Origin of the sequence: Sphingomonas yabuuchiae, assembly GCF_014199595.1 — a bacterium.
Taxonomy (GTDB): Bacteria; Pseudomonadota; Alphaproteobacteria; order Sphingomonadales; family Sphingomonadaceae; genus Sphingomonas; species Sphingomonas yabuuchiae.
This window is the reverse complement of the sequence record NZ_JACHNX010000001.1, coordinates 576017-598867: the sequence shown is the minus strand read 5'-3', so window position 1 is coordinate 598867 and position 22851 is coordinate 576017. Positions and strand designations below refer to the sequence as shown.

Sequence of the window (22851 nt, the reverse complement as noted above, 5' to 3'; positions counted from 1 at the left end):
GGGACAGGATGGGAGAGCCGGATGCAAGCCTTGACCGATGACGTGCCCAGGCTGGGCAATGGCCTGGATCCGACCCCGATCGTCGCGCGGCTGGCCGCGACACCGGGTGTCCAGCGGCTGCCCAGTCCCAAGCTGACCCTGTTCGTGAAGCGCGACGTGCTGCCGCCCGAACTGTGCGCGGCGCTGATCGCGCGAATCGACGCGGTGCGCCGCCCATCGACCATCGCCGACGCCAATGGCGACCATGCCTATCGCACCAGCGAGACGGGCGATTTGCCCGCCGACGATCCGGCGGTGATCGACACCGAACGCCGCATCGCGATGCTGACCGGCCTGTCGGGCGAATATGGCGAGCCGATCCAGGGGCAACGCTATGCCGCCGGCCAGGAATTCAAGCAGCATACCGATTATTTCGAGCCCAAAGGCCTGGACTATCACCGCTATTGCGCGCTGTCGGGCAACCGGACCTGGACGGTGATGCTGTACCTGAACACGCCGGAGGCGGGCGGCGCGACGCGGTTCAAGGTGGTGGACAAGATGATCCAGCCCGAACCCGGCAAGATGGTCGCCTGGAGCAACCGGCGCACGGACGGCTCGACCAATGCCGCGACCCTGCACCAGGCGATGAAGGTGCGGGCGGGGGTGAAGTACGTCATCACCAAATGGTATCGGGAGTTGCCGTGGCGGGGGTGACGATCTCCTCCCGGCCCTGCCCCCTTTCCCGACATCCGTTCGGGCTGAGCGAAGTCGAAGCCAACGCCCCACCCTCTCCCCAAACGAAAAGGCCGCCGCCCGGATCACCCGGACGACGGCCCCTTACGCCATCCCGCAAAAAGGATCAGAAGGTCGTGCTGATCCCCAGCGAGAATATGCGGCCCAGATTATAGCGGTTCAGATAGACGAACCGGCCATTCCCGAAGTCCTGCCGCTCGTTATACCGCGTGCGGGTCAGGTTGCGGGCCTCGGCCTTCAGTTCGAACTTGCCGCCCATCAGCTCGAAGCCCTGGCGCGCCACGAGGTCGAGGCGGATGCCCGGCACTTCGACGATGTCCGGCTGGAAGCCGTTGCCCGACAGGTTCGACGGTCCGCGATTGGTCACGCGATTGCTGGCATAGTTGAACAGCAACGTGATCTGCGACAGCGCGGCGGTGTCCTCCATACCCAGCTGCAGATTGACCAGATGGTCCGACTGGCCGGTCAGCGACGCGCCGTCGCGGAACAGCAGCCGCGCCGGGCCGAAGCCCGAGGCACAGCCCGCCAGACCCGGCGAGCCTTGCGCCGCCGCCGGGTTGGGCACGCAGGAGGCGTCCGCGTTGATCTGAGACTTGGTGTAGGTGTAGTTCGCGATGGCGACGAGGCGGCGCGTGGCGAAGAAGTCGCCGCCGATCCCGGCCAGCGGCACGTACTTCTGCAACTCGACTTCCGCGCCATAGAGCGTCGCCGAAGGCAGATAGGTGAAGCCCGTCTGCAACCGGTCGTCCGCGCCGGTGTAGAAGCCGACCTGCTCGATCGGGTTCTTGATCCGCTTGTAGAAGCCCGCCAGCGTGAAGCGCTGGTCGCGCGCGTAGAACCATTCGTAGCGTGCCTCGAGGTTCCACAGCTCGCTGTCGCGCAGGTTCGGGTTACCGAAGAACAGGCGGTCCGAGTCCGGGTCGCGGAACTGCTGCGGCGCCAATTCGCGGAACTGCGGGCGCGAGATCGTCTTCGCACCGCTCGCGCGAAGCTGCATGTCGGCGGCGAAATTCCAGGTCAGCGTGCCGGCGGGGAGGAAGTAATCGTTCTTCAACCGCGTCGTCGCGCTCTGCACCGGCGTCACCGTCTCGACCGCCGTTTCATAACGGACACCCGCCACGGCGCGCAGGCCATTGGCGACTTCCGCCTCGGCCTGGACGTAACCGGCATGGACGTTCAGCTTGGCGTCGTACGCATAGGCACCGGCCTGGGTCGAGAATTGCAGCTGGAGGGTACATGCCCCCTGCCCACGCAACGGACAGGCATTGTTGATGACGCCCGGGCTCAGCAGATAGTCGGGGCGGTACAGATTGTACGGGAAGCCCGGCGCGGTGCCCGCACCGTCGCTGGTCTGGTAGTTGAACTGGATACGGCTCGAATAGCGGTCCGTGCCCTGGTAGAAATAGCCGGTGCTCAACGTGATCGGGCGATCGCCGTCGATCTTGTAGGAGAGGTCCGCCTGGCCCGTATATAGATTCTCGTTCAGTTCCGAGAAGATGATCGAGGCGAAGGGGGTGAAGCGCTGCGTCACCTGATAGGCGCCGTTGCACTGGAACCCGCCCGCGCCGTTGCCGCCGTCATAGCTGATCGGCAGGCCCGTGGTGGTGCGGTTCGAGCAGAGATAGTCGAACTGACGCTCATAGGGCGCGTTGCGCTTCGAGTTGGCAAAGGCGCCGCGCGCGTCGAACTTCAGCGCGTCGGTCAGCTTGAACTCACCGACCAGCTGGCTTTCGATCAGCTGACGCTCGAACCAGTTGGTGTTCTGCTGGAAGCGCAGACCGCTGGCATTGTTGTAGACCTCGGCCGCCGAGCCGCGCGCCTGCTTCAGCGTGTCGTGGATATAGACGTTGGTCCAGCGCACCGTGTTGTCGCCGAACTCATAGCCCAGGCCGACCAGCGCATTGGCGACGATGCGGTTGTCGGTCAGCAGCGTGCGGAAATCGTTGCGGATCGTGCCGTCCGCCGACACCGAGTCCTGCTGGATCGCCGAGCGGGTGCGGAAGGTGTTGGAGAGCGAGAGCGACGAGATCACGCCCAGACGATCGCTGCCGATGTCGAACACCGAGCCCGCCGACAGCTCGCCCGACAGATTGGCGGGCAGCTGATTGTTGCGCTGGAGCAGGGTGGTCGAGGCGTTGGACAGGCCCGCCACCTGCGCGGCGGGAACGATGCCCGAGCCCTTGCCCGCCTGCACGTCGCGCACGAACTGCGGCACGCCGCGCGTGCCGTCGTCGAAGCCCAGCCAGTCGGCATCGCCGCCCGCATAGGTATAACCCAGCTCGCTGGTCGTCGCATCGTCGGCCGCGACGGTGAAGCCGCCCGAGATGAAGTTCTTGGCCGGGATCGCCTTGGTCGTCAGGTTGATGACGCCGCCGCCGAACTCGCCCGGATAGTTCACCGAATAGGTCTTCTGGACCAGCGCCGAGCCGACGATGGTGGTCGGGAAGATGTCCAGCGGGACCGAACGGCGCAGCGGCTCGGGGCTGGGCAAGGGCGAGCCGTTGAGCAGCGACGAGGAGTAACGGTCGCCCAGACCCCGGACATAGACGAAGCCGCCGCCCACGACCGACAGGCCGGTCACGCGGGTCAGCGCGCCCGCAATGTCACCCTCGCCCGTGCGCGCGATGTCGGCGGCCGACAGGACCGAGACGATCTGCGGCGTGGCGCGGATCGTGTTGGGGATGTTGCGGCCGACGACGACGATCTCGTTGCCCGCCGTGGAGTCCATGCCGGGGGCGGAGATTTCGACCGGCTCTTCCGCCGCCTGACCGTCCTGGCCCGTGGGCGTCTGGCTCTGCGGGGTGGCCTGCCCGTCCGGGCTGGTCGCGGTGGTGCTGGTCTGCGCCGGAGCTGGCGTCGCCCCGCCCGCCGTCTGCGCCAGGAGAGCGGGCGCGACGAGTTGCGAGGTCAGCAGAAGGAGGGAGGCATAAGCGAGGCGTCGCTGCATGGCCGGGTCATCCCGTATCAGATTTTCATGGAGGAAAGCCGGGGCGGCGATGATCGCCACCCCGGCCTGCCGAGAGCGTCCGAACGATGCCGGACGCATGGTCAGCGGGGCCTTAGCGGCCGTTGCAGCTGAAATAGACCGAGGTGAAGACCGGCGGCCCGACATCCTGCAGCGAGGAGTCGGCAGCGCGGATCGTGGTGCGGCCCGAGCCCGAACCCTCACCCGCGATCAGGTTGATGCAGGCCACGTTCGACGGCGCCTTCACGATGCCGTTGATGAAGGTCATGTCGGCACCGCCGCGCAGACGGATCGCGGCAGGCGCGAGCGCGGTCTGAACGAAGGTGAAGTTGGCGTAACGGCCGAAGGTGCGCGGCAGCAGGTCCTCGGCATTGTTCGAGTCGATCTCGGTCGAGAAGCTGTCGGCGGTCGCGCCGATGGTCCGCTGCGCCGCGATCAGGAACTGCATGAAGCCGCGATAGCCATTGTCGATGTCGAAGCCGTCATCGTCCGCGCCGGTGATCGCGATGTACTTCAGGTTCGACGTGCCGCCGAAGATCTCGATGCCGTCATCGGCCGAGTTGTGGCTCTGGATATGATCCAGGACCGTGCCCGAACCGGTGCCGCCCAAGGTCAGGCCCTGCAGCTCGTTGCCGTCCGAGATGGCGATGCCCGAATAGCGGATCTGGACATAGGACATCTGACCCGACGAGTCGGCCTGGTTCGCACCGCCATAGAAGCGGCCGGTCACGCCCTCGATCGCCAGCTGGCAGGTGGTCGACGAACCCGATGCGTTGTTCGGGCCGGTGCCGGTGGCGCAGACGGCGGTCGGCGCGCGGCCGAGCAGGATGATGCCGCCCCACTGGCCCTGGCTTGCGTCGGACACGCCGTTGTTCGCCAGATTCTGCTGCGAGGTGAAGATGATCGGCGCATCGCGCGTGCCGACCGCCGAAATCTTCGAGCCGCGATTGACGAGCAGCAGGTCGTTGGTCGCCTCCGACGAGTCCGCCGCGACCACGACGCCCGGCGCGATGGTCAGCGTGACGCCGGTGCCGCCGGTCGAACCCAGATCGGTGCCGACTTCGGTCTGGCCGCGCAGGCGGTATACGACACCGGCGATCTTCGGCAGCGTCAGGTCGGCGGTGATGTTCTGCGGCAGGCGGCAGTAACGCAGCGTCGGCGAGGACGAGCTGTTGGTGCCGTCATCGGTGGTGCCGGTCGGGCAGACCGAGGTCGCCGCGGCATAGGTGCCGATCGAGGGCACCGCGGTGCAGCGTGCGCCCGAGCCGCCGAACTCGGCCGAGGTCGAGTTGCAGGTCCAGCCCTGGAATGCGGTGTCCGACGGACCGTTGAGCGCGCCGACATAGTTGGTCGAGGTGAAGAAGCTGTTCAGCGTCGACGGGTCGGTCGCGGTCACCAGCGAGGTGCTGCTCGTCGGATAGATGCCGTTCAGCCCGCCGCCGGTGCCGTTGACGTTGTTGTTGGACCCGGCGTTCACGATCGCCAGCTGCTCGTCGGCCGTGATCGTCAAGTCGTTGACCTTGGTCACGGCGGCGAACTGCGCGGCGGTGATGTTCGCGGTCGGCGTCGGGGTCGGCGACGGGGCGGGCGTCGGCGTCGGCTGGACGATCACGATTTCGCCCGCGCCGGGCGAGGCCACGCTGTCGGCTCCGCCGCATGCGGAAAGGGCCGCACAGGCCGAGCTGGTCATGAGAATGAGGCCGAAGCGCTTGAAGCTGCTCATCGCCGAAAAACTCCCGATCTTATCGTTGCTAAGCCGGGCGAACGCCGCCCGATGACCGACTCAAGACAAGTCCCCCTGTCGATCCCGGCCCGGGCGTTAGGCGCGTCTCATGACGCGAAGATGCAGTTTGAGAGAAACTTCCGTGACAGATATGAGTCACTTTCGTGACATCGGCAGCCGTCCAACAGGTTGCCACACCCCTTCCCGGCCGCTTTATTTTGCTCGGCGCAAAGGAAGGCGCAGCTTTTGTCACCAAAGCACGTTACTGGGCCTGAGAGGTCGAGCTTCCGCACGTCCTCGGCGCCCCGTTCAGGCACTGTGTCACTACGGAATGAACGGGGCGTCCCTTTGCCCCTTGCCGAAGAATCAGGTCAGCGAGGATTTCCGCTTCGGCGCATCCTGCCCCTCGGTACTAGGCTGGCCGCGGTCGAGCGTATCGCTGGGACGGCGGGCATCGCCGTCGCGCTGATGCTCGGTCGACAGATTGGGATCGCGGGTCTCGGTCGTCGGTTTGATCGGGTCGGCCATGGTTGCTCTCCTATGAGAGAACCAATGCGCGACGCGGTATGCGCGTTCCGGAACATCCCTTGTCTTCAGCACGGTACGGGTCGCCCGTGTACGACTCAGGACGAAGCCGAGCCTGGTCTGGGGCGTCGATGGAGATTGGTAGGCTACCGGCGCCGCAGCCGCATCGGGATCATGTTCGGCCGCCTCAAGACCCTATCCCGGCGAAGGCCGGGGACCGGCACCGCGTCGCCACCCGCTATGACCGGTAGCGATCAGCGAACGTGATAGCTGCACGATTCTGTCATCGACCATGTCACAGCCGATGGTCGCCAACCCCGCTGAAAACAAGCACGGGGAAAGGATGGCTTCGTCGATGATCGGCGGAATAAAACCGTATTCAAGAAATTCAGAATTAGTATTCGATACCGCCTGTGGACAAGGCCGTTTTGTAAAAGCATTGGGTTTCGGTTTTGACGCGATCGCTCAATCGGGCCAGGATCGCACTCGCAGCATCCGAAAACCCCGGCATATCGTTGGCAATACGGCATTCGGTCCAGTGATCGAGGAAATTACTCCAATCGACCTTCAGCTGCAGGAGAGCGGCCTCACCTTCGATCCAGGTCGCTCGCCATGTATCGGGTAATGTTTCCAGGCGTATATTCTGAATGACGTCGGACTCTTCACGCAGATGCTTGCGGATGATGACGGCCAGGGCGTCAAGCTGAACCGATAGTTCGTGGGGGGATGCGGCCTCGTCCCTCAGATCGTCCAGCAGGGCCGATATGCTCGACTCGATAAGAATATGGTCTTCGACCAGCCTGGCGAATCCCACGCGCTGCAAGTTGAAATGTCGATTAGAAAACATCGGGCATGTTTCCATGTGTCATGGCGGTTTCCTTGCCTGAGGAAAGGGAAGGTCTGGTGGGACATGGGCTTGCCGTCGACATTCGTGGCAAGCCCGACGCCCTATCGGTCATCCCGGAAAGTGAATGCCGCAAAGCTTGTTGCCGTCCGGATCGCGCACATAGGCCAGTTCGATCGTTCCCATGGATGCCGTATGACGAGGACCGGGCGGCGCTTCGATCGACGTACCCCCGGCTGCCACGGCGACGTCGTGGAATTGCCTGACCTGCTCGGGAGAATCGCACTGGAAGGCGACCGTGCTGCCGTTTGAAACGGTCGCCGGTTCGTCATTGACCGGCTGCGTGACGATGAAGGCGGTTCCGCTCTCGCCCCGATAGATCAGTCGGATGTGGCCGCTATCGGCCACGTTCCGCATCGGCTCCCCAATGCCGAGCGTTCCCAGCACGGTATCGTAAAAGCGCTTCGACCGTTCAATGTCGTTCGAACCAATCATCGTGTGAAACAGCACGTATCGTCTCCTACCGGTATGCCAGTGGCCTGCGACGAAAATGTTGGTCCATGCGCGCAAGATTGACCAGCACCTTCACCCACGCCGTCGTTCGAGCGCATAAGCGATGAGGGCCAATTCGCGCCTCCGAGTAGGCGCGACAGGCTGCCCCTCCGTCGCATGGGTGGGGCGACCATGTGCTGCCCCACCCATGGGAATGATCTGCCGCCCTTATGGCATCATGACCGTGTCGATGACATGCACGACGCCGTTCGACTGCATGACATCGGCAGTGGTGATGCGGCCGGTATCGCCCTTGCCGTCCATGATGGCCCAGCCGCCCATCGCCTTCTTGAGCATGATCGGCTCGCCCTGAACGGTGGTGTAGGTCGCCGTCCCGCCATTCGCCTTTGCCTTGGCGGCAATATCCTTTGCGGTGATCCGGCCGGGTATGACGTGATAGGTGAGGATCGACGTCAACTTATCCTTGTTCTCGGGCTGCACCAGGGTGTCGACGGTGCCAGTGGGCAGTTTTGCGAATGCCGCGTTGGTCGGCGCGAAGACGGTGAAAGAGCCCGGGCCGGAAAGCGTGTCGACGAGGCCGGCCGCCTTCACCGCGGCGACCAGGGTGGTATGGTCCTTCGACTGCGAGGCGTTCTCCACGATCGTCTTCGTCGGGTACATCGCCGCACCGCCGACCATCGGGTTGCGCGGGGCAGCGGCGGCGCCGACGCTGAGCGCGACAGCCATCATCGCACCACGGATCATCAGGGTCATCAGATCTCTCCAGCCGCATGGAGCGCGGCTTTCGGATTACGACGCCAACAGCCCGTTGGACGCAGCGACGCGGCGCGATCCCTTAAATTTCGGCCAGCTTCCCGGCAGCCACCACCGGCCCCGTCGGTGTCGACTTCGGCGATCCCCCGAGCGGCTCGATCGATATCGCCAATGTGGTCCCGGGAACGACCGCGACCTGCGGAGCGATCTTCAGGGCAGGCCCGCCTCCACGAGGCAGCAGGCCCGCTGCGCGGGGAACCCCGTCACCCCCGATCGCCCATAGCTGTGCATCCTGCCCGCTCTTCACGGACGGCGCGTCGCGCAGCTTCAAGGTGCGGGTGGCAGGATCGAAGAATATCGTGATCGGCGCGGCACGCTCGGGCGCGAGGACGGCAAAGAGCAAGGGAGCAGGCTTGCTGGCATTCGGTACGACCGTTGGCGTATCGGGACGGGTTACGACGACCGTCAGCAGGATCGCAGCCGCCAGACCGGCGATGCCCGCGATCGCCCGCCAAGGTCCGGTACGGTGATTGTCATTGTCGCCGACCGCCAGGATCCGGCGTCCCAGATCGGCGCTTGGCGCAACCGGCTCGACCTCGAGATACAAGGCGGCCAGATGCCGTCGCCACAGGGCGACATCCCGTGCAAAGGCCGGATCGTCCAGCATCCGACGCAACGCAGCGCTCCGCTCGTCGCCGTCGAGCACCTCAAGCGCCAGTTCGGCCGCGGTCAGATCGGTCTCGTCAGATGTCATCGTCGAGACACTCCTTGAGCCGTTCGAGGCCGCGCCGGATCCGGCTCTTTATGGTACTCGTCGGAACCCCGAGGACATCGGCGAGCCCGGCATAGGTGATCCCTTCGAAAAAGGCCGTTCGAATGGCGTCGCGCTGCGTTTCACTCAGGCGATCCATACAGCCGTGCAGTTTGCGCTCCTCCTCGTCGAGCAGCATGTTCTCGAGTGCCAGACGATTTGGGGCGACGGGCTCGGCGACGTTGTCCAACGGCGCGGTCGGGCGCCGACCGAGGGCCCGGTGATAATCGATCGCGCGATTGCGGGCGATCGTGGCAAGCCAGGCGAACGGACTGGTCTGCCCCGGCTCATAGGCACCGGCACGTCGCCAGATGATGGCGTAGACCTCTTGCAGAACGTCCTCCGCCGCTTGCCGCTCGCGACATATACGAAGGCAGATGCCGAAAAGCTTCGCGGACGTGAGGGCATAAAGTTCGCGGAAAGCGGCACGATCCTCGCGCCCGGTTGCGACCAGGGCTTTGACAAGCTCCTGCCGAGCGTCAGGTTGGTTCATCGTCACCGCAGACGGGATACCCAAGCGCTCATCCACAAGCAACCGCGTGGTTCGGATCGAGGATACCGTGCCGCTCGCCGATCATGCGCGGCGCGGTGGTCGACCGGTCGCAGCCTACGCCTTCGTTACCATTTCGTTCGAAGGGTAGGAAAGGCTAACCACTCGCGATTGGGAGCGCAGGCCGACCTCCGCTCTGCTACAGTCCGTCGCCAGGGACCCTAACTTGCCTTCGGATTGTTTCCGGATCGAAGGACAGAGGTGGGAGCAGGTGGTGGGCCGAGACGATCTAGCCAATGAGGCAAACGGGGAGGGCAAGGGTCAAAGTGCCGGCACGCCTGCGGACGGTAGCATGGACGTCGGCGCGCGTGAGCCGATCGAAACCTCTGGCGTGCATCACTGGCAGGAAGCCACCATAACCCGCCCCGGCCTCGACGACCGCGGCAACGTCTTCTTTGCGGCCATCGAAATGACGCGTATGCCGATGGTTATCACGGACCCGCACCAGGACGACAACCCGATCGTCTTCGCGAACAACGCCTTTCTCGACCTCACTTTGTACGAGAAGGAGGAGGTAGTGGGCCGCAACTGCCGCTTCCTGCAAGGCGCGCAGACTGACCGCAGCGAAGTCGCTAAGTTGAGGGACGCGATCGAAGCCCAGGAGTCCATCGCGCTCGAACTGCTCAACTACAAGCGCGACGGCACCCCGTTCTGGAATGCGGTGTTCATTGGCCCCATCCACGACGCCTCCGGCAAGCTGCTTTACTTCTTTGCCAGTCAGATCGACGTTACCCGCCGCCGGGAAAGCGACAGGACGCTGCTGCAAACGCAAAAGATGGAGGCCGTAGGCCAGCTGACTGCCGGGCTTGCACATGATTTCAACAACCTCCTTCAGGTCGTGAACGGTAACTTGGAGCTGGCTGCCGCACGCGCTGAAGATGATCGCCTGTGTCGCTACATTCAAAGCGCCCGGACGGCGGCCGAGAAAGGTGCCAAGCTGACGGGACAACTGCTGGCATTCGCCCGAAAGACCCGCCTCGATCCGCGACCGGTCGACATCAACGCCACCATCAACGGCTTCTGCGATGTCCTAGAGAGTTCGCTCGGCAAGCAAGCCGAACTGCAGTTGACGCTGCGGCGCGGCCTACCACGGGCCGTCCTCGATCCCGAGCAATTCGAAATGGCGGTGCTGAACATCGCGATCAATGCTCGCGACGCCATGCCGAACGGTGGACTAATCGACATCGTCACCAGCAAGCTGCAACTCGACGGTGATGCCGCCGCCCGTGAACTCTCGCCAGGCGATTATGTCGTCGTCGAGATCCGCGACCAGGGTCAGGGCATGCCGCAGCATGTGGCGGATCGCGCGACCGAGCCCTTTTTCACGACGAAGGGAACCGGTAAAGGTACCGGTCTAGGCCTCGCCATGGCCTCCGGCTTCGTTCAGCAGTCTCGGGGACGGCTAGAGATCGACAGCACCCCTGGTAAGGGGACGACGATACGGATGCTGTTCCCGTCGGCAACCGGAGATCAGCCGGACAATCCCGGCACAAAGCACGCGACCATTTCGGCTCATACGGACGACGCCCGTTCCGGTGCTCATATTCTCATCGTCGAAGACAGCGCCGAGGTGCTCGCGCTGGCACGCGAGATCCTCGAGGGTGTGGGCTACCGTGTATCGACCGCCGAAACCGGTGAGGCTGCGCTCGAACTATTTGAGGGGATGCCGTCCGGGACGCTGGACCTGTTATTCACCGATCTGATCATGCCGGGCGGCATCAACGGGATCGTTTTGGCTGGAGAGGTCGCACGACGCGCACCAAATCTACCAGTTCTGATGACGACGGGATATAATGAGGAGCTCGTGGCCGAAGGACCGATGCGCGCTGGCCTAGACGTTCTCGGAAAGCCGTACCGACGAAGCGACCTGCTCGACCGTGTTCGTCAGGCGCTCAACCGCGGCAGCGCGTCCGGCGGGGATTAGCCTGCGGCATCAATCCAACACGTTGAATGAAAAACGGACCCCTGAGCAGATGCTTAGACGTAACTTTGTGCCGACCTAAAGCACTCACCGGCGCATATCGTCGCGCATTGGATGGAATAGGCCGATCGCAGAAAAAGAGATGACGGTATGCGCTACCGTCAACCCCATGATCTAATGACGGCCTGCCACCGTGCGGCCCCCTCGCCGCCCGGTCGCAAATGCGGCAACTGCTACGACAGCCAACGCAAGCAATCCGGTCTTGCCTTGCATACCGGACCCCACAAGCGCCTCCTTCCGGCCCTCCCGGGGGGCAACAGAAATGCTGCCTGGCTTAACCGCTCCAAAGCCTCCGTCCTTTGGCGTCGCGAGGCTCGCGCGATTGGACGAGAAGTCGGTACGGTCATCGTTCCCGAACTGGCCCGCAACAGGCTCGCCCTCGACCTGTCGTTCGAGCTCTGCGTTCAGTTCGGCACCTAACAGAAAGACATAGGCGGTCAGCCAGAGCCATGTGAGCGTTACGATCACGGCGCTTAGCGACCCGTACGTCGCCCCGTAATTACCGAAACGCGATACGTAGAAGCCGAAGGCCGCAGTCCCGGCCAACCATAGCAGCGTCGCGCCGATCGAGCCTGGGGACAGCCAGACCCAGCGAGGTTGGCGATTGTCGGGACCGTAGCGGAAGAGCACCGCAGACGCCGTGACGACGAGCAAGGCGAGCACAAGATACCCCGCGATCCGGATTATCACCAGCATCACTCCCGGCGCGTCAGGGACCAAGCCCCCGAGGAATGCGAGCAGCGTGGTCGTTCCGACCGCGAGGAAAATCATCAGTACGCCCCCCGCGACAATCCCGAGACGGAGCAGGTTAATCCGGACAAAACCGCGGGTTTCTTCCGTATCATAGGCGACGTTTAGGCCCGTTATGATCGCAGACGAACCTTTCGTCGCCCCGTACCAAGCCAAGGCCAACGCGATGATCAAGCCGATGCCCTGCTTGTCCTTCGCACTATCGGACACCGTCAGCAGCTGATCGGTGATGATCGAGGCGGCATCACGTGGCAGTGACGCAAAGACCGCCTCGACATTTTGCCGCACCGTCTCCGCGTCGGCGAACAGCCCGTAGCTCAGGACGACCGCGCCTAGCGTCGGAACGATCGCGGCGAAGACATAGAAGGCGATGCCGGCTGCGATGATACCGATATTGTCCTCGTCCATTTCCTTCCAAGTGCGTTGCGCGATCGCGAGCCATCCGTTCGCCGGCACTTCCAATGGCGACCGCGCGCCCCGGCCAGCGCGTGCTTTCGGCGCGGTCATGCTGCCTGCTCCAGATGGCTGCCGGCATGATCAAGACACGCTTCCACCGCCGCGCCGAGGCTACCGACATACAAATCTGCACCCAAGGTTCGTTGAATCTCCTCATCGGTCAACGCCGCCTCGCCTTCCGGCCAAAGGCCGACGAGGATTGGGACGTTGCCCGCCCGCGATCGGATCCGACGGACCAGATAGCGGAGGTGAGAGGGGGATCCGCCGATCTCCAGGTAAGAGATGCAGACCAAGCGTGCTTGCGAGGCATCGAGCCGGTCGACATTGGCCCGGGACCCCGCTTCGTGCGAAACGCGGTTGACGCCAAAGCCGCGCTTGGCGAGCAATTGCTCGAGCATAGCCGTGACCGCATCGTCGAGGACGCCGCGGCCGGCGATGCACAGGATGCTCCCGTCGGCGTGCCATGCTGCCGGCGCACGGGGGAGCATGGGCGGTGCCGTCTCTTGAAACCCCGCATCGCTGTTGGGCAGCGGGGTGAGCAGGCCGCCACCCGTCTTGGGAGGGGCGGCGGTATCGTCCTGCTGCTGGAGTTCGTCGACTAGCACGAGCATCGAATCGACGACCCTCGTGGCGCGATCGCGCGTGATCGCACCACGTTCGACGTCCGCGGCCGCCATTTTCAGAGCCGCCAGTGCGACCTCGTCATAATAGGCCGTAAGCGAGCGGGTCGTGAGCTGGCTCTCCGCCTGCTCCAGCGCCTCGTCGGGGTCTTCTGCGAGCATGCGCTGATAGAAACGCTCGACCGGTGTAAGCGCTGGACGATCGCCGAGCAGCACGTCCAGAAACTCAAGGCTTGGAATGTGTCGGCCCAGCACGACCAGCAACAAGGTGAGCGGCATTGACAGCACGAGACCAACCGGTCCCCAAATCCAGGTCCAGAACACGGCTGCCAACACGACCGACAACGGCGACAGGCCAGTAGAGTGGCCGTAAAGCAGCGGTTCGATGACATAGCCGATCAGCGGTTCGAGCGTCAGGAACAGCGCCGCGACCATGAGCATAGTAGACCAGCCTGGGTCCCCACCGGCCGCCACAGCCAAGGGAAGCGCCGCGCCCAGCAATGCCCCGATATAGGGCACGAAGCGCAATACGCCGGCCAAGATGCCCCACAGCGCCGGTACAGGCAGGCCGATCAGCCACAGGCCGATGCCCACCGTCAGGCCGAAGCTGGCATTCACGGCAAGCTGCGAGAGGAAGTAGCGGCTCAGGCGTGCCCCGGCCTCATCCATTGCCGCTGTTGTACGATGCAGATCAGACGAGCCGAACAATCGGATCAGGCGATCGCGCAAGTCTTCCTTCTGCATGAGGATGAAGACGGCAACGACGAGCACGATCACGAACGTCTCGAACGGCGCCATCACCGGGCTCAGATAGGCACCGACCTCCTCCAGGACCGGCGTCTGCTCTTCGACGACACGGACGTTCACGGGATGGCTTTTGGTCCCGCGCTGGACATTCGGATCGGCGGCCGCCACCGCCGGGGTGGTCGTCGGGCGCAGGAACGGGAGGCGCTTCGTCAGATACCCGCTAGCGCCATCGATCTTGGTCTGAATTGTCGCGACATAGCTCGGTGCCTTGTCGGCCAGTGACGCGGCCTGGGTACCGACCAACGTGCCGATCCCGCCCAGCGCCCCCAAGGCACTCAGCACAGCCACGAAAATCGCGAAACCCTTCGGCACCCGCAAACGACGCAGCAACAGGACGATCGGCGACAGAACGAAAGACAACAGGATCGCCAGGGTGATGGGAACCAGGACGCCTTTCGCAAGGAATAGCCCAGCGACCACCACCACGGCGACCGCGAGGCCGAACAATCCGTCCCTGCTTGGCACCTTTGCCGCGGCGACGCCGCTTGCCTCTACCGCCTTCCCCGTCCCGATTCCCATTTGCATTCCCTTCGGAATGGGCAAACTCACGCTGGCATGGTTCGGTCCGCGAGATCGTCAATCGGGCCTGGAAAAACGACATCTTTATCTCTGCCCCTGACACGGCGTGAAGACCCGATTACGGTTGGAGGTCCCCAACCGCCCCCGGCAAGCGGGCTTTCATCGATCGCAGACCGGCCGCTGCTTGTTCCGCTAGGGACGGCAGGACGGCGCCATCCGTCGGGCCCGCCTTTGTACCGCAGAGCTGACCGCCAACCCCAGCCTGCCCCAACGACCGGCCTGATCGGACGCGTGACGGGCTCGTTGCAAATCGCTTGCAAGTCAGGCACCTAAGCTCATACATTACGATTTAATGACATTTACCATCCCTGACACGTCACGGGACCGTCGGATAGAAGATCCGACAAATCTCTGGGTTATTCATCCAGCGGCACGATTTCTTGTGCCCTGGTTCATCAAGCGTGGAATCTCCGCCAACGCCGTTTCGCTGGCCGGGCTGGCTTTGGGCACATCGGCCGCGCTGGCCTACAGCCAGTGGGCAATATGGCCTTTTGCCGTTGTCGGCCTGCTGCTGTCCGTCTGCTGGCTTGTCGCCGACGGGATGGATGGGATGATCGCGCGGGCCACAGGCACAGCCAGTCCGCTCGGACGCGCGCTGGATGGGTTGTGCGACCATGGCGTTTTCGTCCTGATCTATGTCTCGCTGGCCTTCTCCATCGGCACGTTGGAAGCTTGGGCCTTGGCGGTCGCCGCAGGCATCGCACATATGGTCCAATCCAATATGTACGAAAGCGAGCGAGCCCGCTTTCACCGGCGCCGGGATGCGGTGGCAAAGATCGTCAGCCATGCACCGAGCCGCAATCCGCTTGTCCAACTTTATGATCATTGCTGGGGATTATTGGATCGCGTGGCGGCGCGGTTCGACCACGCGCTGGGGCAGCACCAAGCTCCCTCTGAGCTCGCGGCGACCTATGCCACCCTGGCCGTCAGGCCCATGCGGCTGATGAGTCTGTTGTCCGCCAATGTGCGGGTCTATGCCATTTTCCTTGCCTGTCTTTTTGGTAATCCACGCCTGTTCTGGTGGTTTGAGCTTATCCCACTGAACATCATCCTCATCCTTGGACTTTTCCAGCATCGCACCGTCGAAAATCGCCTCACAGTGCCGGAAAATTATTTCCCAGATATAGAAGGAAGCAAAAGGTAATGCCGGCCATTAATATTGCCATTGTCGGGGTAGGCAACTGCGCCAGCTCTCTCGTGCAGGGGCTTTCCTATTATCGCGAGGGTGCAAACGAAACGGTCGGTCTCATGCACTGGGACTTGGGCGGGTATAAGCCGACCGATATCCAAGTCGTTGCAGCTTGGGATATTGACCAACGAAAAGTCGGCAAGGACGTAGCAGAGGCAATCTTCGCCAAGCCCAATTGCACCACCGTCTTTTGCGAAACCGTGCCTTCCACAGGGACCAAGGTGCAGATGGGGCATGTTCTTGACGGCGTCGCCGAACATATGTCGGATTATGACGACCATCGGACATTCCTGCTCGCGCACGAAAAGGAGGCGTCCAAAGCGGAAGTGGTCGCTGCCCTGCGCGAGACCAAGACCGATGTGCTGATGAACTATCTGCCGGTGGGTTCGCAGGCCGCCAGTGAGTTCTACGCCGAATGCGCGCTCGAGGCGGGTGTGGCGTTTGTGAACAACATTCCCGTATTCATCGCCAGTGACCCCATATGGGCGGACCGCTTCACCAAGGCTGGTGTCCCGATCATCGGCGACGACATCAAGGCGCAGCTCGGCGCCACCATCGTTCACCGCGTGCTCACCGATCTATTCGCCAAGCGCGGCGTCAAGCTGGAGCGGACCTACCAGCTTAATACCGGCGGCAACACCGACTTCCTCAACATGTCCAATCATCGCCGCCTTGCCTCGAAGAAAATCTCGAAGACCGAGGCGGTGCAGTCGGTCGCTGCGGAGCGGCTGGACGACGACAATGTTCATATCGGCCCGTCCGACTATGTGCCTTGGCAAAATGACAACAAGATCTGCTTCCTGCGGATGGAAGGGACGATGTTCGGCGGTGTGCCGATGAACCTGGAGTTGCGCCTGTCCGTCGAGGACAGCCCGAACAGTGCGGGCGTCGCCATCGATATGATCCGGTGCGCCAAGCTGGCAAAGGATCGCGGCTTGGCGGGGCCGATCGACGCGGCCTCGGCGTATTTCTGCAAGCATCCGCGTATTCAGATGACCGATGACCTTGCGGCGCAGGCGGTTGACGAATTCATTGCCGTAGCGGCGGAATGATCGAAACCGGTATTGTTCTCGCGGCAGGCGAAGGCTCCCGCCTTCGCGCTGTCGCCCCACTCAAGCCGCTCTGCCGCGTGGGCGGGCGGACACTGCTTGCCCATGCCGTATTTGGCATGGCGCAGGCGGGGCTGGCCAGAACGGTCGTGGTCGTCGGCTATGAAGCAGAGACGATCGAAGCCTATGTCGCGGCGGAAGACTGGCCGATCATAGTCGAAACAGTACGGGTAAAAGATCATCGCTATCCCAACGGCTCGTCGTTGCTCGCAGCGGAGCCCCTGCTGCACGGTGAGGAAGCGATCCTTGCGATGTGCGACCATTTGGTCGAACCGGAATTCTATCGGCGAATGATCCACGCCGATACGGGGGGCGGTGCGTCGCTCGGAATCGACCGTCGGATCGATCACGATTGGATCGATCTGGACGATGTGACGTGCGTTCAGACGGATGGCGACCGCTTGACCAGCATTGGCAAGGGCCTCGCGGTATATGATTGCTTCGATACGGGCGTCTTCACTGTCGGCAAAGGTCTGTTCGACGCACTCCGCGGACTGGAAAAACCCTCTCTGACCGAAGGAATGCGGTGCCTGGCATCCGACCAGGCTGCCGGCATCCGCGATTGCAGCGATCTTGGATGGATCGATGTGGACGACGAACGGGCATGGCGCATCGCGGAAACATGGCTCACCACAAGTCGTGGCAGCAAAGGCGACGCCTAAAATCGGCGCGAATAGCGCTAAGCCGCCCGCCGCATCCGGGATGTGACGAACGGACAAAGGAAGCGCGAGCGCAGGGCATTCGGATAGCTCGCCCCAAGCATCAAAGCTGAAATTGTCTATCCAACCGCAAAGTTGGTGGCTCTTATCATGCAGCGGTCAGGGGGCGTTTTCGGAGCGTCGGAATGACCTGTCGCTCCTGCTTCCGCTCCGCGACGGGGTCGATGCCTTGCGCGATCTTCTTCCGGATCAGGAGCGCTGCCTCTCGGGCATCAGCAAGCGAAACGGCTTGCAACGAGCCCAAGCCGATATCCCTGCGCCAGCCTCCAGATTGCACTCGAAGCAGCCAGCGGCCCGACTCCTGGCCGTTCCGTTCGGAAAACAGGCCTTCGCCATCGGAATATTGCCCCGGTTCGCTCAGTGCCCGGACCTTGGTTGCGGTGAGCTTCCCCATCGCACGACGCTCCACATTACCCCACACATTTCGCGGAATGGCATCGGATCACATGGAATTCAGCGGAGCGAAAAGCCGGTGGTCTCTTGGCTTTTTATAGCGGATCTGAGAGAATTTTTGCGAGCCCCTGAGGGGGCGTCAATGGCGGAGAGGGAGGGATTCGAACCCTCGGTACCGTTGCCGGTACGCCGCATTTCGAGTGCGGTGCATTCGACCACTCTGCCACCTCTCCGCGAGGACGATCCGGGCGGTGGGAAACCGCCGGGGCTGATCGATTGGAGGCGCGCTGTTAGATCAGCTTTTTGCGCATTGCAAGCGCCTAAACTTGTGCGGCGCGACAAAGACATTAAATCATGGGGCATGGACCTGACCGACACCCTCCCCCTCACCTCGCGCCTGGACGTGGAGGCTCCGATGATCGCAACCGCGCGGTTCGCGATCGGGGATGTCGTGCGGCATCGCATGTTCGATATTCGCGGCGTCATCTTCGACGTCGACCCCGTCTTCGCCAATAGCGACGAATGGTATGACGCGATCCCCGAACAGATTCGTCCGGCCAAGGACCAGCCCTTCTATCACCTGCTCGCCGAGAATGCCGAATCGAGCTATGTCGCCTATGTCAGCCAGCAGAACCTGCTGCACGACGACAGCGACGAACCGATCGAGCACCCCGCCATTGCGGGCCTGTTCACGGGCTATGCCGATGGCCGCTATCTGCTGAAGCGCGAACACCGGCACTAAGGCCTTTCGGGCGTGCTGGCGGGGCCGGTTCGTGGCCCGAAAATGCGAATCCCCGGTTGACAATCCGGCCACCTTTGCCTAGCTGGCCGTTCTTTCCCGACGGGCATTCCCGCGCGGGAGCCATGTATTTGGGAAGTGATAACAGCCATGTTCGCAGTCGTGCGCACGGGCGGCAAGCAGTATCGCGTCGCCGCCGGAGATAAGATCGTCGTCGAAAAGATCGAGGGCGAAGCCGGCGCGTCGGTGACGCTGGGTGACGTTCTGCTGGCGGGCGAAGGCTCGGAGCTGAAGGCCGTCGACGGCATCACCGTTGCCGCCGAGATCATCGCTCAGGCGAAGGCCGACAAGGTCATCGTCTTCAAGAAGCGCCGTCGCCACAACTATCGTCGTCGCAACGGCCATCGTCAGCAGCACACGATCCTGAAGATCGTGTCGGTCGGCGCCTGAATTTCAGCCGCGCCACCCCAACGAAATCCAGGAGTAGTTCGCAATGGCACATAAGAAAGCAGGCGGTTCGTCGCGTAACGGTCGTGATTCGGCTGGCCGTCGCCTTGGCGTGAAGAAGTTCGGTGGCCAGGAAGCCATCGCCGGCAACATCCTCGTGCGTCAGCGCGGGACGAAGTTCTATCCGGGTCGCAACGTGGGCATGGGCAAGGACCATACCCTGTTCGCGCTCGTCGATGGCCGCGTCGCGTTCCACGAAGGCAAGCTCGGCCGTAAATTCTGCTCGGTCGAACTGGCCGCAGCGGCCGAATAATCGGGCAACCGCGCCGAGTTGCCCACCAGGGTGACCCGGGTTCCGCGCAGGAACCAGCAAAAAAGGGAGACGGGTCACCCCGGCTCCCTTTTTTCATGCTCCCTCCACCGTTTGGGCCAATGTCGCCGTCCCGTCATGGGCGTGTGGCAAGCGCCCGACGCGACGAGGAGTTGTCGAGTGATGTTCGCGCGGACCCCAAGATTGTTGTTACGGCCAGCCTGGCCGGAAGATGCCGCCGCCCTGACCCAGGCCATCGGCCATGAAGCCGTCGCCCGCATGGCGGCGCGCGTTCCCTATCCCTATACCATCGGCGATGCCGAACAGTGGCTGGCCCGGCCCTGCGGCCCGACCGAACCGCAATTCCTGATCACCGCGCTCGATCGTGGCGGCGCGCCCGAATTGATCGGCGGGATCGCGATCATCGCGGGCGATACCGGCCATGAACTCGGCTATTGGCTGACACCGGCGGCCTGGGGTCGCGGCTATGCGACCGAGGCAGGTCATGCGGTCATCGCCATGGCGCGCCATGCCCTGCCCATCGCGCGACTCGGGGCGTGGCACTTCGCCGACAACCCCGCATCGGGCCGGGTACTGACAAAGCTCGGCTTCCGTCCCACTGGACACCGCATGGCCCGCGCCTCGGCCGGGCGCGACACGCTGTCGCCCAGTCTCCATTATGCGCTGGACCTGGAAGACGAGCGAAATCCCGCGATGCCGCTCGCAGCCTGAATGACGCGTTGCCCGAATCCCCGCTCCTGAAGGGAGGGATTCGGGCGGAGCCGGGATAACCAAGTCGCTGTCCGCCAGCGCGGCGTCGCCATGAGATGGCGGCATGGTTCGAGCGGCCTGCTTTACACGGTCCAAGGATCGGCGTCCGGGGTGTGCAGATGACAGCCACGCTTGTGCGAGGCGCACAGCGAACAATCATGCTCGACAACTCCCGACATTCGGAAGCCATTGATCCCAATTAATTTCAGGTCGATCACAGCATTGCGGTCGAAAGCCGCGATTCGCGGCCTCTTGATTTCGTTACGCCAGCGTTATGCCCATATCGGTCATGACCAAATAATGGAACCACCTCTACCAAGCCGATATGGCCACTGATCCACATTATAATGTCGAAATTGATGGCTCATACGACATGGTAATAGACCGATAAGGATTCAGCACTCTACTTGGGCAGAACTTGAATTCTACCGCAGGAAGGGGAACCTTCGGTGTTTTGTTCTATCACCCGGTCCGTGTCGCACCGTTGCCGCGTCGTTCGGCCCCAAGTCTTGCGTGACCCACGGGGGGCGGCGCTGATCGAGTTTGCGCTGGTCCTGCCGATCTTGCTCACGATGCTGATGGGGATCGTCAGCTTTGGCGAATATTTCCTGACCGCGCATCTGGTTCAGCAGGCCGCGAACGACGCCGCCCGCGCCGCATTGGCGGGCATGAGCGCCACCGAGCGCAAGGGCATCGCCGTCGACACCGCCAAGCGGATGATCGATTCGACCGGCATTCTGCGCAGCAGCCGGGGGCAGGTGGACGCGGTCGAGGTCGACAATATGATCACCGTGTCGATCCGCTACGACGCCACGTCCGATCCACTGCTCAACCTGCCCTTCGTCCCTACCCCGGGCCGCACGATGACCGCCAAGGGTATCGCGATGATCGGCGGCCTGTGATGCGCAGGCTTTGTGGCGATCGGCGCGGCGCGGTGAGCATCCTGACCGCGATCATGACCATGGCCCTGATCGGCTTTTCCGCATTGGGAATCGATATCGGCATGCTGACCCTGTCGCAGCGCCGCTTGCAGGGCATCGCCGACGAGGCCGCTTTGGCGGCGGCCTCCTCCAGCCCCGATCGGCGCGAGGAAGCGATTCGCCGTCTGCTCGCCGCCAATGGGCTGAGCGACGTGACCAGCACCATCACGCCGGGTCGCTACCGCGCGGATGCCGCGATCGTGCCACAGGACCGATTCGTGCCGGGCGCCGATGCCGGAGCGTTGCGTGTCGTGCTCAGCCGCCCCGTCCCCTTGTTCTTCGGGCAAGTACTCACCGGGCGCAACACTGCGCCCGTCTCCGCCAGGGCGGTGGCGCGGCGAATCGACATGGCCGCCTTTTCGCTCGGCACCCGATTGGTCAACGTGTCGGGCGGATTGCCCGGTGCGCTGCTCAACGGACTGGCGGGCAGCGACCTGTCGCTGTCGATCGGCGATTATCAGGCGCTGGTGGGCGCGCAGGTCGACCTGCTGCCCATGATTCAGGGGCTGGGCACGAAGATCGGCCTGACCGGGGCAAGTTTCGACACGATCCTGGCCGCCGACGTCACGCTGCCGCAGTTGCTGAGCGCCATGGCCGATGCGACCGGCAAGCCGGATGCAGCGGGCATATTGCGGCGTATGGCGCTGCGCGTACCGGGATCGAAGGTCCCGCTGACCCGGCTGATCGATCTGGGGCCGCTGACGAATACGGCCAGGGTGCCGTCGCGCAATCTGATCGAGGTCGACGCCTATGCGATGCTGCGCGAATCGCTGTCGGTCGCCAACGGGCAGCGACAGGTCGCGCTGAACCCGGGCGGTTCGATCAAGGGGCTGCTGTCGACCAGGATCCTGGTCGCGATCGGCGAGCGCCCGGCCAGCACGCCATGGCTGGCGGTGGCGCAGGACGGTTCGACCATCGTGCGGACTGCGCAGCAACGATTCCTGATCGACAGCGAGGTCGGCGTTCCCCTGCTCGCCAATATCCGCCTGCCGATCTTCGTCGAGACCGCGGCGGCCCAGGCCCGGTTGAACAGTGTCTCCTGCACTGGCCCCGTGCAGACGGTGACGATCGACGCCCTGCCCTCCCCCGGCACGCTGGCCATCGCCCAGGTCGACCAGAGCCGCTTCGACGATATGAGCCGTTCGCCCATCACCGGCCAGACCGTGCTGCTCCAGCTGCTGCTGGCGCGGGTCTGGGGCTATGCCAGGCTCGATCTGGCGAGCGACAGCGCGTGGCAACAGGTTCGTTTCGATCAGAACGACATCAGCCAGCGGACGACCAGGACCGTCACCGCCAATTCGGCGGTAAGCGGGATCGCCGCGTCGCTGATCCAGCATGTGACGTTGCGGTTGGAGGGGTTCGACCTATCGGGGCTGACCGGGATCGTCGGGGCGGCGCTGACGCCGGTCGCCCCGATACTCGATACGCTGATCGGCGATCTGAGCGAGTTGCTGGGCCTGCGTGTCGGCCAGGCGGATGTGACGGTCAACGGCGTGCGATGCGGCGCAGCCACGCTGGTCGCCTGATCGTCTCCGTCATAAACGGCCGGGCTGGTCAGTCGACGCGGTCAGGGGTAAAGGCGGCG

22 protein-coding genes and 1 tRNA gene are annotated in these 22851 nt (G+C 63.4%); 11 read left to right on the top strand and 12 right to left on the bottom strand.

Annotated features, from left to right (window positions below):
* Positions 1 to 21: 21 nt before the first annotated feature.
* Positions 22 to 693: a prolyl hydroxylase family protein gene (locus GGQ89_RS02935; RefSeq protein ID WP_184103895.1), complete on the top strand. Its 672-nt coding sequence runs from the start codon at positions 22 to 24 to the stop codon at positions 691 to 693.
* A 145-nt stretch (positions 694 to 838) separates the two neighbouring features.
* On the opposite strand, the gene GGQ89_RS02930 is transcribed toward GGQ89_RS02935, so the two are convergent.
* The 8 genes from GGQ89_RS02930 to GGQ89_RS02895 form a co-directional block, all read right to left on the bottom strand.
* Positions 839 to 3679, bottom strand: a complete 2841-nt coding sequence (locus GGQ89_RS02930) for a TonB-dependent receptor domain-containing protein (RefSeq protein ID WP_184103893.1) — start codon at positions 3677 to 3679, stop codon at positions 839 to 841.
* Positions 3680 to 3791: 112 nt separating this feature from the next.
* Positions 3792 to 5420: a hypothetical protein gene (locus GGQ89_RS02925; RefSeq protein WP_184103891.1), complete on the bottom strand. Its 1629-nt coding sequence runs from the start codon at positions 5418 to 5420 to the stop codon at positions 3792 to 3794.
* A 366-nt stretch (positions 5421 to 5786) separates the two neighbouring features.
* Positions 5787 to 5948: a hypothetical protein gene (locus GGQ89_RS02920; RefSeq protein ID WP_168371483.1), complete on the bottom strand. Its 162-nt coding sequence runs from the start codon at positions 5946 to 5948 to the stop codon at positions 5787 to 5789.
* Between the two features lie 391 nt (positions 5949 to 6339).
* Positions 6340 to 6792 carry a hypothetical protein gene (locus GGQ89_RS02915; protein ID WP_184103889.1) on the bottom strand — a complete coding sequence of 151 codons (453 nt, stop codon included), beginning with the start codon at positions 6790 to 6792 and terminating at the stop codon, positions 6340 to 6342.
* 108 nt (positions 6793 to 6900) lie between these two features.
* A complete protein-coding gene (locus GGQ89_RS02910) occupies positions 6901 to 7299 on the bottom strand; it encodes a VOC family protein (protein ID WP_184103887.1) in 399 nt (132 codons plus the stop codon).
* A 210-nt stretch (positions 7300 to 7509) separates the two neighbouring features.
* The gene (locus GGQ89_RS02905; RefSeq protein WP_184103885.1) at positions 7510 to 8055 is read right to left on the bottom strand and encodes a fasciclin domain-containing protein; all 546 of its coding nucleotides are present in this window, start codon (positions 8053 to 8055) and stop codon (positions 7510 to 7512) included.
* 82 nt (positions 8056 to 8137) lie between these two features.
* Positions 8138 to 8809 (bottom strand): anti-sigma factor, encoded by a 672-nt coding sequence (locus tag GGQ89_RS02900; RefSeq protein WP_184103883.1) that lies wholly within the window; start codon positions 8807 to 8809, stop codon positions 8138 to 8140.
* Positions 8799 to 9359 carry a sigma-70 family RNA polymerase sigma factor gene (locus GGQ89_RS02895; protein ID WP_056430192.1) on the bottom strand — a complete coding sequence of 187 codons (561 nt, stop codon included), beginning with the start codon at positions 9357 to 9359 and terminating at the stop codon, positions 8799 to 8801. Before GGQ89_RS02895 ends, GGQ89_RS02900 begins: the two co-directional genes overlap by 11 nt.
* A 349-nt stretch (positions 9360 to 9708) precedes the next feature.
* Between GGQ89_RS02895 and GGQ89_RS02890 the strand changes: the two genes are divergently transcribed.
* Complete coding sequence (locus tag GGQ89_RS02890) at positions 9709 to 11340, top strand: PAS domain-containing protein (protein ID WP_184103881.1); 1632 nt, start codon at positions 9709 to 9711, stop codon at positions 11338 to 11340.
* A 171-nt stretch (positions 11341 to 11511) separates the two neighbouring features.
* Here GGQ89_RS02890 and GGQ89_RS02885 read toward each other — a convergent pair whose 3' ends face one another.
* Positions 11512 to 12654 (bottom strand): YihY/virulence factor BrkB family protein, encoded by a 1143-nt coding sequence (locus tag GGQ89_RS02885; protein WP_184103879.1) that lies wholly within the window; start codon positions 12652 to 12654, stop codon positions 11512 to 11514.
* Complete coding sequence (locus tag GGQ89_RS02880) at positions 12651 to 14555, bottom strand: AI-2E family transporter (protein WP_221238812.1); 1905 nt, start codon at positions 14553 to 14555, stop codon at positions 12651 to 12653. Before GGQ89_RS02880 ends, GGQ89_RS02885 begins: the two co-directional genes overlap by 4 nt.
* 346 nt (positions 14556 to 14901) lie before the next feature.
* Between GGQ89_RS02880 and GGQ89_RS02875 the strand changes: the two genes are divergently transcribed.
* Genes GGQ89_RS02875 through GGQ89_RS02865 form a run of 3 tightly spaced genes read left to right on the top strand, consistent with a single transcriptional unit; the run spans position 14902 to position 17569 of the window.
* A complete protein-coding gene (locus GGQ89_RS02875) occupies positions 14902 to 15753 on the top strand; it encodes a CDP-alcohol phosphatidyltransferase family protein (RefSeq protein ID WP_184103875.1) in 852 nt (283 codons plus the stop codon).
* The gene (locus tag GGQ89_RS02870) at positions 15753 to 16850 is read left to right on the top strand and encodes an inositol-3-phosphate synthase (RefSeq protein WP_184103873.1); all 1098 of its coding nucleotides are present in this window, start codon (positions 15753 to 15755) and stop codon (positions 16848 to 16850) included. The genes GGQ89_RS02875 and GGQ89_RS02870 overlap by 1 nt, the downstream gene beginning before the upstream one ends.
* The gene (locus tag GGQ89_RS02865) at positions 16847 to 17569 is read left to right on the top strand and encodes a phosphocholine cytidylyltransferase family protein (protein WP_184103872.1); all 723 of its coding nucleotides are present in this window, start codon (positions 16847 to 16849) and stop codon (positions 17567 to 17569) included. The genes GGQ89_RS02870 and GGQ89_RS02865 overlap by 4 nt, the downstream gene beginning before the upstream one ends.
* A 145-nt stretch (positions 17570 to 17714) precedes the next feature.
* Here the strand turns inward: GGQ89_RS02865 and GGQ89_RS02860 are convergent, their stop codons facing one another.
* Positions 17715 to 18020 carry an Arm DNA-binding domain-containing protein gene (locus GGQ89_RS02860; RefSeq protein WP_184103870.1) on the bottom strand — a complete coding sequence of 102 codons (306 nt, stop codon included), beginning with the start codon at positions 18018 to 18020 and terminating at the stop codon, positions 17715 to 17717.
* Between the two features lie 142 nt (positions 18021 to 18162).
* Positions 18163 to 18252: transfer RNA gene (locus tag GGQ89_RS02855), tRNA-Ser, on the bottom strand.
* 128 nt (positions 18253 to 18380) lie between these two features.
* Between GGQ89_RS02855 and hspQ the strand changes: the two genes are divergently transcribed.
* From hspQ to GGQ89_RS02825, 6 genes are all read left to right on the top strand, one after another.
* Complete coding sequence (gene hspQ / locus GGQ89_RS02850) at positions 18381 to 18761, top strand: heat shock protein HspQ (protein ID WP_042486005.1); 381 nt, start codon at positions 18381 to 18383, stop codon at positions 18759 to 18761.
* Positions 18762 to 18908: 147 nt separating this feature from the next.
* Positions 18909 to 19208: a 50S ribosomal protein L21 gene (gene rplU, locus GGQ89_RS02845; RefSeq protein WP_007405484.1), complete on the top strand. Its 300-nt coding sequence runs from the start codon at positions 18909 to 18911 to the stop codon at positions 19206 to 19208.
* Positions 19209 to 19251: 43 nt separating this feature from the next.
* Positions 19252 to 19518: a 50S ribosomal protein L27 gene (gene rpmA, locus GGQ89_RS02840; RefSeq protein ID WP_042486007.1), complete on the top strand. Its 267-nt coding sequence runs from the start codon at positions 19252 to 19254 to the stop codon at positions 19516 to 19518.
* A gap of 180 nt (positions 19519 to 19698) precedes the next feature.
* Positions 19699 to 20247: a GNAT family N-acetyltransferase gene (locus tag GGQ89_RS02835; RefSeq protein WP_184103868.1), complete on the top strand. Its 549-nt coding sequence runs from the start codon at positions 19699 to 19701 to the stop codon at positions 20245 to 20247.
* Positions 20248 to 20795: 548 nt separating this feature from the next.
* On the top strand, positions 20796 to 21188 hold the full coding sequence (locus GGQ89_RS02830; RefSeq protein WP_184103866.1) for a TadE family protein: 393 nt from the start codon (positions 20796 to 20798) through the stop codon (positions 21186 to 21188).
* Positions 21188 to 22792, top strand: a complete 1605-nt coding sequence (locus GGQ89_RS02825) for a pilus assembly protein TadG-related protein (RefSeq protein WP_184103864.1) — start codon at positions 21188 to 21190, stop codon at positions 22790 to 22792. The genes GGQ89_RS02830 and GGQ89_RS02825 overlap by 1 nt, the downstream gene beginning before the upstream one ends.
* The last annotated feature ends 59 nt before the right edge of the window (positions 22793 to 22851 follow it).